Annotated in this window: 12 protein-coding genes; 5 read left to right on the forward strand and 7 right to left on the reverse strand. The window is 33.2% G+C overall.

What is annotated here, in order from left to right:
* Nucleotides 1–47: 47 nt before the first annotated feature.
* From PQF96_RS15245 to PQF96_RS15265, 5 genes are all read right to left on the reverse strand, one after another.
* On the reverse strand, nt 48–212 hold the full coding sequence (locus tag PQF96_RS15245; RefSeq protein ID WP_160114115.1) for a hypothetical protein: 165 nt from the start codon (nt 210–212) through the stop codon (nt 48–50).
* A gap of 190 nt (nt 213–402) precedes the next feature.
* Nucleotides 403–3,903 (reverse strand): efflux RND transporter permease subunit, encoded by a 3,501-nt coding sequence (locus tag PQF96_RS15250; protein WP_271767229.1) that lies wholly within the window; start codon nt 3,901–3,903, stop codon nt 403–405.
* Between the two features lie 8 nt (nt 3,904–3,911).
* On the reverse strand, nt 3,912–5,078 hold the full coding sequence (locus PQF96_RS15255; RefSeq protein ID WP_109435760.1) for an efflux RND transporter periplasmic adaptor subunit: 1,167 nt from the start codon (nt 5,076–5,078) through the stop codon (nt 3,912–3,914).
* Between the two features lie 7 nt (nt 5,079–5,085).
* Entirely contained in the window at nt 5,086–6,450 is a 1,365-nt protein-coding gene (locus PQF96_RS15260) for a TolC family protein (RefSeq protein ID WP_109435759.1), read from the reverse strand.
* A 2-nt stretch (nt 6,451–6,452) separates the two neighbouring features.
* On the reverse strand, nt 6,453–7,052 hold the full coding sequence (locus PQF96_RS15265; RefSeq protein WP_109435758.1) for a TetR/AcrR family transcriptional regulator: 600 nt from the start codon (nt 7,050–7,052) through the stop codon (nt 6,453–6,455).
* A 195-nt stretch (nt 7,053–7,247) separates the two neighbouring features.
* Between PQF96_RS15265 and PQF96_RS15270 the strand changes: the two genes are divergently transcribed.
* The 3 genes from PQF96_RS15270 to PQF96_RS15280 are packed head-to-tail and all read left to right on the forward strand — an operon-like array spanning nt 7,248 to nt 9,209.
* Nucleotides 7,248–8,222, forward strand: a complete 975-nt coding sequence (locus PQF96_RS15270) for a polyprenyl synthetase family protein (RefSeq protein WP_271767231.1) — start codon at nt 7,248–7,250, stop codon at nt 8,220–8,222.
* Entirely contained in the window at nt 8,215–8,568 is a 354-nt protein-coding gene (locus PQF96_RS15275; RefSeq protein ID WP_271767234.1) for a hypothetical protein, read from the forward strand. Before PQF96_RS15270 ends, PQF96_RS15275 begins: the two co-directional genes overlap by 8 nt.
* 14 nt (nt 8,569–8,582) lie before the next feature.
* Entirely contained in the window at nt 8,583–9,209 is a 627-nt protein-coding gene (locus PQF96_RS15280; protein WP_143915987.1) for a hypothetical protein, read from the forward strand.
* A gap of 18 nt (nt 9,210–9,227) precedes the next feature.
* Here PQF96_RS15280 and PQF96_RS15285 read toward each other — a convergent pair whose 3' ends face one another.
* The gene (locus PQF96_RS15285; RefSeq protein ID WP_109435754.1) at nt 9,228–9,626 is read right to left on the reverse strand and encodes a hypothetical protein; all 399 of its coding nucleotides are present in this window, start codon (nt 9,624–9,626) and stop codon (nt 9,228–9,230) included.
* Between the two features lie 523 nt (nt 9,627–10,149).
* Between PQF96_RS15285 and PQF96_RS15290 the strand changes: the two genes are divergently transcribed.
* The gene (locus PQF96_RS15290; RefSeq protein WP_271767236.1) at nt 10,150–11,430 is read left to right on the forward strand and encodes a hypothetical protein; all 1,281 of its coding nucleotides are present in this window, start codon (nt 10,150–10,152) and stop codon (nt 11,428–11,430) included.
* Between the two features lie 56 nt (nt 11,431–11,486).
* Here the strand turns inward: PQF96_RS15290 and PQF96_RS15295 are convergent, their stop codons facing one another.
* Nucleotides 11,487–12,026: an alpha-ketoglutarate decarboxylase gene (locus PQF96_RS15295; RefSeq protein WP_235010938.1), complete on the reverse strand. Its 540-nt coding sequence runs from the start codon at nt 12,024–12,026 to the stop codon at nt 11,487–11,489.
* A gap of 114 nt (nt 12,027–12,140) precedes the next feature.
* Here PQF96_RS15295 and PQF96_RS15300 point away from each other — a divergent pair, with 114 nt between their 5' ends.
* Nucleotides 12,141–14,912 carry a 2-oxoglutarate dehydrogenase E1 component gene (locus PQF96_RS15300; RefSeq protein ID WP_271767237.1) on the forward strand — a complete coding sequence of 924 codons (2,772 nt, stop codon included), beginning with the start codon at nt 12,141–12,143 and terminating at the stop codon, nt 14,910–14,912.
* Nucleotides 14,913–14,921 lie beyond the last annotated feature (9 nt).

Raw genomic sequence — 14,921 nt, forward strand, 5'->3', positions numbered from 1 at the left:
AGTATAAAAAAAGGAGATCTAAATTTAAGATCTCCTTTTTTTATAAACTATTCACAATCACATTCACTAACACCGCATGTTCCTCCTGAATATGGTGGAGTAATAGTGGGACAAAATAAAGTGCCTTGAGTTCCTCCTTTAATTGCGAGGCTTTGGAATTTGGAAATAGTTTGTTTATCCAAATTCAATCCTGAGAATTTCTTTTTCTTCATTATGTAATATTTAAATGGTTAATACTATTATATTAAAGGTAGAATTAATATGATCAACACAGAAAAATTTAGATTTTATTTGTGATTATTAATATATTCAAGAGAAAGAATAATTGTATCTATAGAAAGGTAGTAAACAAAAAACGCCGTACACATTGTACGACGTTTTTCTAATCAATTTTACATAACACTAAACTGTCGCAGGAGTTACGGGTACTTCTACAACGTTTTTTTTGCTGAACCTTACTTTGACTCTGTTCACGATAAAGAATAAACATGGTACAATAATTAAGGTTAGGAAGGTAGCTATAATCAATCCATAGATAACGGTCCATGCCAATGGACCCCAGAAGATTACATTATCACCACCTAAATATATTTTAGGATCTCCAGTACTGAATAACGAGAAAAAGTCTAAATTAAACCCAATTGCTAACGGGATTAACCCTAAAACGGTAGTAATTGCGGTTAGTAATACTGGTCTTAAACGAGCTCGTCCTCCTTTAATAATAAGTTTCATCACTTCATCATTTGGTAATAGATCTTTTTCAGGTACATTAAGTTCTACTTTCTTACGATCAATCAGGAGTTGTGTGTAATCGAGTAGTACTACCCCGTTATTTACAACAATTCCTGCGAGAGATATAATTCCCATCATGGTCATCATGATTACAAAAGAGGCACCAGTAATCAAAATACCACCAAATACTCCTATAAAACTCAAGAAGATGGCAATCATAATAATAGTAGGTTTAGAAACCGAACTAAACTGAAAAATTAAAATTAACATAATAAGACCTAATCCTGAAAAGAAAGCGCCCATTAAGAATTTCATTTGTTTATCTTGCTCTTCAATTTGACCAGTATAATCAATGTCTACACCTCTTGGAAGTTTAGGAAAACTAGCCATTTCTGTTTGAATTTGTGAAACAATGGCCGCTGCGTCTACAAAACCTGGTTCTAAACCAGAATATACAGTAACTACTCTTTTGGTATCTCTATGTTTTATAGCACTAAAAGAAGAAGTGTTTTTTTGCGATGCCACTGCCGAAACAGGGATTTCTTTTAGTCGTCCAGTTGCTTGATCTCTAAAAGTTATGTTTTGGTTAAAAAGAGCACTGGTATTATATCTGTTTTCTTCGTTAAAACGAACATAGATATCATAATCTTCTCCATCTTTTTTATAAACTCCCGCTTTTTCTCCAAAAATAGAACGACGTAACTGATTTCCAACTTGTCCAGCTGCAACGCCTAATTCTCCGGCTTTTTCACGATCAACTACCACTTGCATGGCAGGTTTCCCTTTATTTACATCAATTTTGAGTTCTTCAATACCAGGAATATTTTTTTCGTTGATGAAGTTTCGCATTTGTTCTGCAATATTAATCAACTCATTATAATCGGGCCCTTCGATTTCTATATTTATAGGGTATCCAGCGGGTGGGCCAACTGGATCTTTTTCTACAGAAATCGCTATACCAGGGTAAATTCCTTTAAGAGTTTCTTGTACTTTTTGACGCAACACCTCAGAATCTTTCCCTTTTCGATATTTATACTCGCGCATGGTAGCGGTAATTTTAGAACGATGCGGCATTTCTGCACTACTTCCCCCATCAGTCTGTGGATTTCCTGCACCTTCGCCAACTTGAGAAACTGCAGATTCGACAAGAAAATTAAAGTCATCGCCTTTATCAATATATTCTGAATCGTTTACAACAGCATATACTCGTTGTTCTATTTCTTTGGTGATCGCATTCGTTTTATCGATATCGGTTCCTTGAGGATATTCGACATAAACCACGATTTGATTAGGTTTGTTATCTGGAAAAAATTCAAATTTGGTACGTTGACTACCTACAGAAGCCCCAAACATGGCAAATACCACAAATAGTAATAGAAAAGTACCAATGGTGAAGGTGTATGCTCTCCAGCCTTTTAAGGCAAAAGTTAAAAAACGTTGATATCTATTTTCTAGCCACGCTAATATTCTTTGTTGAAAGAAATTAGCAGCACCTTTCAATACATATCGATATATCCAAAACATAATGGCAGTAAAAATCATTAAACTTCCTAAGCCACGTACAGGTCCACCAACGACCAAAATAAAAATACCTAATCCTCCTAAAATAATACTTAAACGAATCAGTTGTTTAAGAGTAAGTTTCTTTTCTCCGATTTCCATAAATTGAGAAACCAACATTGAGTTGATAAAAATGGCAACAAAAAGTGATGACCCCAGTACTACAGAAAGTGTAATTGGGAAGTAGATCATAAATTGTCCCATTACACCAGGCCACATCCCCAGAGGTATAAATGCAGCTACGGTAGTAGCTGTAGAAATGATAATAGGAAAGGCAATTTCGCCAATTCCTTTTTTTGCAGCTTCTATACGAGACATGCCTTCTTCCTCCATTAATCGATATACGTTCTCAACAACTACAATACCATTATCCACCAACATTCCTAATCCCATAATTAAGGCAAATAAGATCATGGTGTTCATAGTATACCCCAAAAGAGATAAAATCATAAAGGACATAAACATCGACATTGGGATAGCAAATCCAACAAAAAGTGCATTTCTAAAGCCTAAAAAGAACATCAAAACACCAACAACTAAGACAATACCAAAGATGATATTGTTTACCAAATCACTTACCTGGTTATTTGTTTTTTCTGATTGATCATTTGCCACAGTAATATCAAGATCCTGTGGGAATATATTTTCTTCTGCATCAGCAATAATAACTTTGATCTTTTCTACAGCTTCGATCATGTTTTTTCCAGAACGTTTCATAACATCCAACATCACGACACTGTGTCCAAATTCTCTGGCATATGTAGTTTTATCTTCTTCTTTAAAGTTTACTGTAGCAATATCTCTTAGATAAACAGCCCCATCTTGAGACTTTACAACAAAACCATCTAGTTGTTTGGGTTGATCTATTTCTCCAAGTATTCGTATGGTACGACGTTGCCCGCTACTAATCATATTTCCTGCAGAAACGGTCATGTTACCATTACGAATGGTATTAATAACATCGTCAAAGCTCACCTTTGCAGCCATCATTTTATAGATATCTACAGCGACTTCTACTTCTTTTTCCTGTGCTCCACGAATTTCAGCTTTTTTAATCTCTTTTAGATCTTCAATTTCATCTTCAAGATATTCTGCATATTCTTTCAGTTTTTCAACAGGGTAATCACCAGCAATATTAATGTTCATAATTGGAGTCTCTTCAGAGATACTCAAATCAAAAACATTAGGTTCTACCTTGGCTCCATTAAAAGTAGGCCAGTCTTCGTTTGCTTTTTCAGAATCTACTTCATCTTTAACCTTTTGTTTGGCTTCTGCAACTGTAAGTTCTTCTTCAAATTCTATAGTGATAATCCCATAATCTTCCTGAGAAGTAGAAAGAATTTCTACAACATTACTTACATTTTTTAACTTGTCCTCAAGAGGGTCGATGATTAATCGTTCTATATCTTCTGCTGTGTTTCCGGGATAAGGGACACTAACATAAATCTTGGTTTCGTTGATCTCAGGAAAGTTCTCTCTTGGCATAGAGAAATATGCCGAAAGCCCTAAGACCAGGAATATACCGATCATTACATATATGGTAGTAGGATTGTTTATCGCCCAAGACGCTAACCCAAATTCTTTATCTACCTTTTTCTTATTAACTTCCATAGGGTATGTTAGTTTAAAATTTTAACTTTTTGACCGTCTTTAACACTTCTTGCACCTTCACTAATAATAGCGTCTCCATTATTAATACCTTCTATAATTTCTATAAGGTCTCCTTGTGTTTTTCCGGTCTTTATGATTACTCTTCTGGCTTGTGCTATGTTTTGTGCATCTTTTCCAGAAGTAACATACGTATATTGATCTCCTTCTGCATTTTCAGAAATAATACTTTGTGGTATCAATATGGCTTTTTCATTTGTATAATCATTGATTTTTACTTTGGCTGTAAGGTTAGGTTTAACAGTTCCTCCGTTTGAAGGAATACCCACTTCTACCATAAAAGAACGGTTGTTTGGGTTAATATAATTACCCACCTGACGGATTTTTGTAGTAATCGTTTTTCCTAGAACCGGGAAATATACTTCTACATTTTTACCTTTAGTAATATTGGGGATATAACGTTCAGGAACTTCAGTTTCGATATACATATCATCAAGGTTGACGATACGAATTAATGCTGTTTGTCCTGGAACAGCAACACTTCCTTGTTCAGTGATAACGTCATCAATAACTCCAGAAAAAGGAGCGTTAACTGTTGTTTTTGCCAATTGACGTTTGATTTGATTTACAGCATTTTGCTGTGCCTCATAATTAGTCTTAGCTTCCAAATATTGTATTTCTGAGCCAATTTTCTGATCCCAAAGTCTTTTTTGACGATCAAAAGTAGTTTTTGCCAATTGTGTTTGTACTTCTATTTGCGATAATTGTTGACTTAATCCACCATCATCAATTCGGGCTAATATCTGTCCTCTGGATACTTTTTGTCCTTTTTTAACATAAACTCGTGTAAGGATACCACTCATCTCAGGATAGAGTACAATATTTTTTTTAGTTTCTACATTTCCCTGTAATTCTAGATAGTGGTTAAACAAAGTGTCCTTTGCCATAATTGTAGTAACCAGCGGAAGTTTTTTTACAGAATCCAAAGCAGAGATAGCTTCATCCAGTTGCTTTAATTTATCAGCAACGGCTTGTTGTTCTGCTACAACTTCTGTTCTTTTAGCTCTAATTGCAGCCAAATCACCTCCTTCTATGACTTTATCGATTGACTTGGCACTATTTTGTCCACATGAAATGATAAGAAGAGAAATGGATAGTATGGTAAGTATCTTTTTCATAATATGGTTAATTATTAGTATTTGGTGTATTTAAAATCGTTTCTAATTCAGCCTTTTTGTTAATAATATCAAGCATGGCATTTAAAGCATCATTCTGTGAAGAATACAATTGTAATTGTGCTTGTCTTAATTCGAAACTGGTGGCTAGACCTTCTGAGTACTTAATTTGATTCTTTTTCTCGATTCGTTCTGCAAGGGTTAAATTTTGTTTTGCAGTATCATAACTTTCTATCGAAAATTTAAAATCACTTACAGCAGTATCATATTTAAGTTTAATTTCTTGTTGAGTTCTTAAAAAATCAGTTTTTGATTGTTCATCTGCTATTTTGGCTTGTTGAGTTCGAGAACTTCTACCTAATGAGCTAAAAATTGGAATGGTCAAGCTTGCACCTAATATTGAAGATTGAAACCATCTCGTCTGGCTGTCAAAGAAAACAAAATCATCATCAAATGCTGAAGTACCATAGTTTACAAATGCTGATAACTTAGGGAGGGCTTTACTCTTTTCTAATTTTAATTCTAATCGTGTTTGTTCGGTAAGAAGGTAGGCTAACCTGTAATCTATATTATTTTCTAAAATAAAAGGTTTAGTGATTACAGATTGATCCATGTTTTTCATTGCCAAACTATCTAAGTCTTCAGAAAGAACAGTGTTTGAATTCACATCTACTCCTAAGGTAAGGTTAAACATTTGCAGTGCAATTTTTTCTAGACGTTCTGTATTACTTAATTGATTTTTAATTTGTAACAAAGTAATTTGAAGTTGCTCTACATCTTCTTCTTCTGCAAGCCCATTTTCAAAAATCTTTTTAGTTTCCTGATAATTTTTTTCAAGAGCTTCTACATTATTTTTAAGAATTTGTACACTTTCCTGAGCAACAAGTACACTGCCATAAGCGTTTATAACTCCTTTGCGGACTTCGAGTTGTGTTTTTTCTTCAATATCATCGCTGTATTGAAGAAAACTTTTTGCAGCTTCAATGCCTACAAGATAAGAGCCATCAAAAATAAGTTGTCTTAATGTTGCAGTTGCGGATGCCTGTTGTTTGGTTCCAAAAACTACAGGGACAAAAGTTCCGGGAGTTCCACCAGCTACCTCTCCAGGGATAAGAGTAACGGGTTGTTTTAATTGATTTTGATAATCTATAACACCTTCAATTTGAGGAAGTCCACTAGCGGTAGCTTCCCATTTTCTTTTCAATGCTTTTGCAACATCTCGTCTGGCGTTTATAGATTGGTAGCTATTCTCAAGTGCAAATTCGATAGCTTCATCCAATGTGAATGAATATGTAGAATTGACTGGTGGTTGCTGTGCCTGTATTGTGACACTGAATAGCCAACCTAAACAAATTAACCAAAGGTTGTTTCTCATGTTTATTGTTCTTTAATAAGATTGTTTAAAATTGTACGTCCTTTTTCTGTGGTAATGCCAAGAATATGATACTCCAGATAGTTGTCCATAAGTTGAGCTACCGGAAATAGTTGATCGGGAAACATTACCTTGTCTTTTATTCCATTGGTACCGATAAAATATATTCGAGATATAAATTCGATATCTATGTTTTTTCTAAAAACACCTGTTTCGATTCCTCTTTTGAGGTTATCCACTACACATTCTTTAAAAACTTCAAATTGTTTTGCTTTTAATCCTTTATGTATTTTAGGGTAATATTTTTCTAACTGATATAATGGTGCTGCTTTTTCATTTTTAAGATGATGCATTACAAAGGCCTTTATAGCATATAATTCTTCTATAGGGTCAAAATTTTCGTTTAAAATATCATCAATACCATTAGATATAGTACAGAACAAATGATGAGTTGTAGCCTCTACAAGTTTAGTCTTGTTCTGAAAATGGGTGTATATAGTCTTTTTGGAAATTCCCATTTCTGAGGCTAGATCATCCATCGTTACACTTTTAAAACCTAGGTTCAAAAACAGGTCATTGGCTTTTTCTATTATTTTCTCTTTCATAAGAGGTTGAGCTTGTTTTGAGGTCAAAAATACACATGGAAACTAAAAAAACAATAATAGTTTCCTAAGTTTCACAATTTTTTAACATTGAAATGGGGTTTGGTCATGTTGTGTTAACAAAATGTTTTAAATCAGAGAGGTGATTGGTTTTACTTTTTTAAAAAGTTTGAATTACTTTAGCACAAAAAAATCACTGTGCATACAATTTCTGATTATCAAGGGTACTTTTTAGAATACCTATCTAAGAAAACAATTACTAAAGAACCCAAGAATCTTTATGAACCTATTTCTTATATTCTTAATTTAGGAGGGAAGCGATTACGACCGACTTTGGTGTTAATGACTTCCGAAATTTTTGGAGGAACATATAAGGATGCTTTGGATGCGGCATTGGCCATAGAAGTTTTTCATAACTTTTCATTAATCCATGACGATATTATGGATGATGCCCCTCTTAGACGTGGTAAAGAGACTGTTCATGAAAAATGGGATATAAATACAGGAATTCTTTCTGGAGATGCTATGTTGATTAATGCTTATCAATTGTTTGAGAATTATGAAGGAGATACTTTTAAGGAATTAGCTAAATTATTTACTAAAACTGCAATAGAAGTATGCGAAGGTCAGCAATATGATATTGATTTTGAAACTAGAGATGATGTAACCATTCCCGAATATATCAAAATGATCGAATATAAAACTGCTGTTTTGGTAGGAGCTGCAATGCAAATGGGAGCTATAGTTGCCGGAGTAAGTAAGGATAATAAATCATCGATTTATGATTTTGGCAGATTACTAGGGCTTGCATTTCAACTTCAGGATGATTATTTAGATGCATTTGGTGATCCTGAAACTTTTGGTAAACAAGTGGGAGGGGATATTATTGAAAATAAAAAGACTATTTTATATCTAAAAGCCTTGGAGTTTGCTAGTAAAGATGAACAAAAACAATTAAAAGGATTATTTTCTCTTAACCCAGATGATCCTTCAGAGAAAATAAGTACAGTAAAACATCTTTTTGAAACTACTGGAGCAAAAGATAAAACGCGATTAGAAATTGAGAAATATACTAAAGAAGCTTTTGATGTTTTAGATGGTTTGTCGATTACAGATGATAAAAAATCAATACTTAAGTTATTTGGTTCATCATTAATGAATAGAAGTGTCTAAAAAGAATAATTTAACATCTGCAAAGCAATTATTGGATGAAGTGGTTAATTCTAAGTTGTATCCGCAATTTTTGGTTCAAATACAGAAAGATATTAATCGAGCAGGTATAGATTATAGTATTAAAAATACCGAACCATTAAAGGTGTTTCATGAAATAAGAGATTTGCTTAGCGAGAAATTACAAAATACATTTAATGATTATACAAATCTCTTATACGCAGTTGATGTCTCTGAAGCAAAGATCAGGAATACCAATCTAGAAGATAGTAATGCCATTGCAGAATATGCTGCATATCTAATACTAAAACGAGAATGGCAAAAGGTGTGTTACCGAAATATGTTATAAAATCCATAAGGCTTATGAAACGATATGCTAGTATTCTATTTTTGTTCTTTTTGACTTTTGGTTATGGTCAGGATACTTTTGATAAAGTAAATAATTCATATGAAGAGTTTCTGAGTAGATTAGCTAAGAAAGATACGTTGATTAAAAATAGGACTAAATATTATGAGTGTTCTGAAAGTTTTTCAGGAAGAATTGAATTTTACTTTCAGGAAAAAGAATTAAGACTGATACAACATATTTATAAGCAAGGGTTTGGTAATGATGTGTTTTTGGAAAATTATTTTATAGAAAAAGATACATTAAGATTAAAGACTTCAATTTCTGAAATTATACATTTAAACTCTCTTTATCTAAAAAGTTCGCAAGGGTCATCGTCAACTACAATAGAAAAAGTTGTAGAAGTTATCGAAAACAGAATGTTTTTTAAAAAGGATCTTGTTACGGTATGTTATGAAAGAAGGCATGGAGAAAAAATGAGTGAATGGAATCAAGAGTATTTTGAAGCCTTAGCTTTTGAAAAAGGTAATTGTATTGAAGATGTAGAGGATATACGTTATAAATATAGATTGCTCAGAAAGGCCGAAACAAGATTACAGAATTATTCTAACAGAAAACGAGCTTGTATTTTTCATATGTGGTAATGGTATTAAAACAGAGTGTTATAAATTAGTAATAATTTGTTTTTTTTCTTTAGGTTTCTCGTAAATAATAACAGATTTAAATTTGTTATTTGCAGAACCAATATAGCTTTTTCCAGTTTTTACATTTAAAAATCTCCAATGGTATCCGTTCTCGGTTTTCATAATTTTAGATAGAGCAAAATTATTGATTGGATTACCAGTATATTTTTCGATAATATGGTTTACTTGTATCGCTATTTCATCAGGATTTGACTTATTGTCAACGATTATAGCTGGACTCTCTTTTTTCTTTATTTTATAATATTTGCTTGTGGCACTGGGGTCTGCAGATAAAACTTCTTTGGGTCCAGAACAGGAAGAGATAAAAATTAGACAAGCAAGGGTCGTTAAAAAAGATAATAGTGTAAAGTTTTTCATTTTCTATAGTTTGTGTTTTAGGTATTGAGTTCATACACTTAAAAGCATTTCTTAGATGCTTTTAATACTATACAGTTACATAACTGTATAGTAAACACTAGGGGAAGAAAAGTATATATTTATTAGGGCATAAGTCCATCCCAAGGACCATGTATATACTTTGTATATATCTAACGAATATATAATGAAAAACCCTACCGTCTTTGATACATAAGAATTACATAAAGCAATATTATGAGCGTAGAGGTTTTTAATAAGATTCAAAAATATAAAAAATAAAATATATAGAAGAAATTTAGTATTAGTATTAAAAAACACCCTTGTAAACAGAACATGAACACCTCTGTAAGGGTTTCTTGTTGTGTGTAATTTAAATTTTATTCTCTGTTTTGAAATATTAAGCTAAAACCTATACCCCATAAACAGGGATTTTATTTTACCTACAAAAAGTGATTCCTATATATTCTTGATGATTTAGGTTTGTTATGACAATATTCTTTATTAACAAATCATTTTAAATATCATGATAACAACGAAAAAAATCAATGTATTAATCTGTGCTTTTATAGCAGTATTATTTTTCTCTTCTTGTGAGAGTGATGATCCTGAAATTGAACCGCTTAATCAATTAGCAGAGGCACCTCTGCCGATTTCTTTAGAGGAATTAAAAGAAAAACCTTTTGAATCTTCATCTTTTAGCACTAATAAGGCATTAGGAGACAATATTGCTACCTGGGGAACCGTCGAAGGAGCGTATTTTGAAAAACAAGGAAACTCGGTATTAGAAAATCCTAATCAAGGTAGTGTGATTGGGACATTTCCAATATCATTAGAGGGTATAAATTATACTTATATTACAAATGTTTCTAACAATCAACTCATTGCATTACCTACTTGGAGTATTAATAATCTGGCTTTAGCTTATATTCAAAATACAGATACTAAGGCTTGGTTACCCTATATGGAAGTTAGATATGCTGTACAACAATCAAGTAATTTTGAAATAGAGTTTTCAAGTCTTACTGATCGATATGCAACAGTAAGATGGGACAGAACTGCTTTTGCAGGTTTTAGATATGACATTTTTTTACAAGGTGAGAAAATAGAAGAAAACTTAAATGATCCTCGGGCGCTTTATGTATTTAGAAGATTAGAACAAGATACATTTTATGCAGTAAAGATTATAGCAAAATCAGATGATGGTTCACTACGAATTAGGTATGTTTCATTTAGAACCCCTAAGGCCATTACAATATCTAATTTTGATATGACACTAAGTAATATTTCTACTAATGGCTTATCAATATCTTGGACAGCTCCTGTTGTAACAAATACATCAGAATTAGAGTATCGAATTGTTGTTGGTTCTAAGCAGTTTTTTACGACAGAAACTTCGATACAAGTTAATGATATAACACCAATATCTCTTGATATTCATGTGATAGTAGAAGCCATTGCAGGTAATCAACTTTATAGTACTCGTTTGGCTAAACATTCAGATTTTAGATTGTCGGGACAGCCAGTAGAGGATAATAGTATTTCATTTTATGCATATCAAGCTTCAGCTAATCAAGGTATTGCTAGATTAGAATGGAATCCACCTAGTGCTCCTGATGGTAAAGATTTTAACTATGCTGTATATGTAAATGAAACGCTGTATGCACAATTACCTAAGGATGTTAATGCTATAGATTTATATCTGTATAGTGATGTTAACCCATATGATTCGGTAAGTATACAGGCAATTTTTGCAAATGGTACTTCTGCGACATCAAGATTAACAATAATCACAGAAGAATTTTAGATAACATATAAAAATTATAGATAAAAAGGCTGGTTATTTAGATCAGCCTTTGTTTCTTAAAAAAATACCCTTACAAAAGGGGCATAAGCACTTCCATAAATACTTTTATCATCATCGTATAAAACATCATATCTAATTCCAATACTTACAAAATCCATTCTGTACCCAGCACCAACAAATAGTGCAGGATACCAATAGTCATCAGTGATTGTTTGGTCCTGAAACTCAATCCGTCGATGTACTCCCATTTCTTCAAATTCAGCGGAAAGCTGCAATTCAGGAAAAGGACTAAGTAAAGTAATTACACTGCCTCCATAGTTAGTGCTGTTTCCTTCTTCATTAAAACGATCATTTTCAAAACTACTGTATCCAAAATTTAATCCTACTCCGGCACTAAACCATTCATTAAATTCATAAACAGCCGCAGGTGCAATCACTGCATTAAAAGTATTATTAGAAAACCCAATCCCCAAATTACCTCCAAATCGTACATTAGACCAAAAATCGTCATATTGAGCAGTACCTTTTTGTAAGGAAAAAAAAATAAAAAGCACTAACGTAAGAATTCTAATATTTTGATAACTGTTTACTTTCATTGTTAATTTTATAAAAAATTGTAAGATAAATATAAATAATTCAATACTTAATATACCGTAATTGTTGTATTTTTGTGGCGTTTTATTATTTAAAAGACAGTTGAATACTTACATATGGATAAATATTCATTTTTAAATGCGGCTAATACCGCATTTTTTGCAGATTTATACGATCAGTATCTGCAAAGCCCCGATAGTGTAGAACCTAGTTGGAGAGCATTTTTTCAAGGTTTTGATTTTGGAGTAGAAAATACTGATGGATCAGGAGAGACCATATATGTTGAGAAGACATCTGAAGAAACTGTTACCGTTCCCGAGAATGTACAGAAGGAATTTCAGGTTGTAAGATTAATAGACGCATATAGAACTCGTGGCCATTTGTTTACCAAAACAAATCCGGTAAGAGATAGAAGAAAATATACACCTTCATTAGCTTTAGAAAACTTTGGCCTTAGTCAGGCTGATCTTAATACTGTTTTTAATGCAGGAGAAATTATTGGGATAGGTCCTAATACACTGAGTAATATAATTGTTCATTTAGAAGAGATATATTGTGACTCTGTGGGTATTGAGTATATGTATATTCGTAACCCAGAAGAACGAGAGTGGATTCAGGCAAGGATTAATTTTAATTCTAATAGAACTAAGTTTTCTGTTGATCAGAAAAAACATATTCTTAAAAAACTAAATCAAGCGGTCTCTTTCGAGAGTTTTTTACATACCAAATATGTTGGCCAAAAACGATTCTCTCTTGAAGGAGGTGAATCTCTTATTCCTGCTTTGGATGCTCTTGTAGAAAAAGCTGCAAATCTTGGAGTAAAAGAATTTGTAATGGGAATGGCTCACCGTGGTCGTTTGAGTACACTTACCAATATTTTTGGCAAGAGCCCTAAAGATATTTTTAGTGAATTTGATGGTAAGGATTATGAAGAAGCTGTTTTTGATGGAGATGTAAAATATCACTTAGGATGGACATCAAAGCGTAAAACCGATTCGGGTAAGGATATAAATATGAATATAGCTCCAAATCCATCACATTTGGAAACCGTAGGTGCTGTAGTTGAAGGAATTACCAGAGCAAAACAAGATCGACATTATCAAGAAAATACATCAGAAGTACTTCCGATAATTGTACATGGAGATGCTGCCGTAGCCGGGCAAGGATTGGTGTACGAGATTGTACAGATGGCTAAGTTAGATGGTTATAAAACAGGAGGTACTATTCACATTGTGGTAAACAATCAAATAGGATTTACAACAAATTATCTTGATGCGAGATCCTCGACATATTGTACCGATGTTGGTAAAGTAACATTGTCTCCAGTATTACACGTGAATGCAGATGATGCAGAGGCAGTGGTTCATGCTACAAATTTCGCATTAGATTTTAGAATGAACTTTAAGCGCGATGTATTTATCGATTTACTTGGATATCGTAAGTATGGACATAATGAAGGAGATGAACCACGTTTTACACAACCAAAATTGTATAAAGCAATAGCAAAGCATAAGAATCCAAGAGATATTTATGCAGAAAAATTAATTGCAGAAGGAATCATTGATGCAGATTATGTATCTAAGCTCGAAAAAGAATATAAAGCATCGCTGGAAGAGGAATTAGAAGATTCTCGTAAACAGGAAAAAACGGTGATAACACCATTTATGCAAGATGAATGGGCTGGTTTTGAAAGAGTACAGGAAGATGAAATGATGGTCACTGTTGATACTGCGTATCCTAAAGATAAATTGACAGAAATAGCAGAGATAATAACAAAACTTCCTTCTGATAAAAAATTCCTTCGAAAAATCGAGCGATTAATTGATCAAAGACATAAAATGTTCTTTGAAAATAATCAATTAGATTGGGCGATGGGTGAATTACTAGCCTATGGTTCTTTACTCAAAGAAGGTTATGATGTAAGAATGAGCGGGCAAGATGTAGAAAGAGGAACTTTTTCACATAGACATGCTGTTATCAAAGTAGAGGATAGTGAAGAAGAAGTATTACTCTTAAATCATCTAAAAGGAGATCAGGGAGATTTTTATATTTATAACTCCCTACTCTCAGAATATGGAGTATTAGGATTTGATTATGGTTATGCCATGGCTAGTCCTGATACACTTATGATTTGGGAAGCACAATTTGGAGATTTCAGTAATGGTGCACAAATCATGATTGATCAATATATCTCTTCGGCAGAGGATAAGTGGAAATTGCAAAACGGACTTGTAATGTTATTGCCTCATGGTTATGAAGGACAGGGAGCAGAACATTCATCTGCCAGAATGGAACGATACCTACAGCTTTGTGCCAAGGACAATATGTTTGTTGCTGATGTGACTACACCAGCTAATATGTTTCATTTGCTTCGTAGACAAATGAAAGCAAAATATCGTAAACCATTAGTTGTGTTTACTCCAAAGAGTTTGTTACGTCACCCTAAAGCGGTTTCATCTGTAGAAGAATTTGCAACAGGAAGTTTTCAAACGGTTATTGATGATGCAGATGCTAAGGCTACAAATGTAAAATCATTGGTCTTTTGTACTGGGAAATTCTATTATGATTTATTAGAAGAAAAAGAAAAGCAAGATAGAAAAGATGTTGCTTTAGTAAGAGTAGAACAACTCTTTCCTATACCAGCTGCCGAAATGGATAAATTGATAAAGAAATATAAAGCCGATGAGGTGGTATGGGCGCAAGAAGAACCACGTAATATGGGTGCATTAAGTCATATGATAATGAACTACGACAGCGCAAAAACATTTAGATTTGCAAGCAGAAGAGCGTATGGGGCACCAGCAGCAGGATCTGCAACCAGATCTAAACGAAGACATCAGGAAGTAATCGATTATGTTTTTGATAAGACAAAGAATAATCAGAGATAATTGAAGTTT

The organism is Aquimarina algiphila (assembly GCF_947494415.1).
Lineage (GTDB): Bacteria > Bacteroidota > Bacteroidia > Flavobacteriales > Flavobacteriaceae > Aquimarina > Aquimarina algiphila.

What these genes read in the sequence shown, in the direction of transcription:
- PQF96_RS15245 (WP_160114115.1), bottom strand. Translation starts at nt 212, where the DNA reads ATGAAGAAAAAGAAATTCTCAGGATTGAATTTGGATAAACAAACTATT.
- PQF96_RS15250 (WP_271767229.1), bottom strand. Translation starts at nt 3,903, where the DNA reads ATGGAAGTTAATAAGAAAAAGGTAGATAAAGAATTTGGGTTAGCGTCT.
- PQF96_RS15255 (WP_109435760.1), bottom strand. Translation starts at nt 5,078, where the DNA reads ATGAAAAAGATACTTACCATACTATCCATTTCTCTTCTTATCATTTCA.
- PQF96_RS15260 (WP_109435759.1), bottom strand. Translation starts at nt 6,450, where the DNA reads ATGAGAAACAACCTTTGGTTAATTTGTTTAGGTTGGCTATTCAGTGTC.
- PQF96_RS15265 (WP_109435758.1), bottom strand. Translation starts at nt 7,052, where the DNA reads ATGAAAGAGAAAATAATAGAAAAAGCCAATGACCTGTTTTTGAACCTA.
- PQF96_RS15280 (WP_143915987.1), top strand. Translation starts at nt 8,583, where the DNA reads ATGAAACGATATGCTAGTATTCTATTTTTGTTCTTTTTGACTTTTGGT.
- PQF96_RS15285 (WP_109435754.1), bottom strand. Translation starts at nt 9,626, where the DNA reads ATGAAAAACTTTACACTATTATCTTTTTTAACGACCCTTGCTTGTCTA.
- PQF96_RS15290 (WP_271767236.1), top strand. Translation starts at nt 10,150, where the DNA reads ATGATAACAACGAAAAAAATCAATGTATTAATCTGTGCTTTTATAGCA.
- PQF96_RS15295 (WP_235010938.1), bottom strand. Translation starts at nt 12,026, where the DNA reads ATGAAAGTAAACAGTTATCAAAATATTAGAATTCTTACGTTAGTGCTT.
- PQF96_RS15300 (WP_271767237.1), top strand. Translation starts at nt 12,141, where the DNA reads ATGGATAAATATTCATTTTTAAATGCGGCTAATACCGCATTTTTTGCA.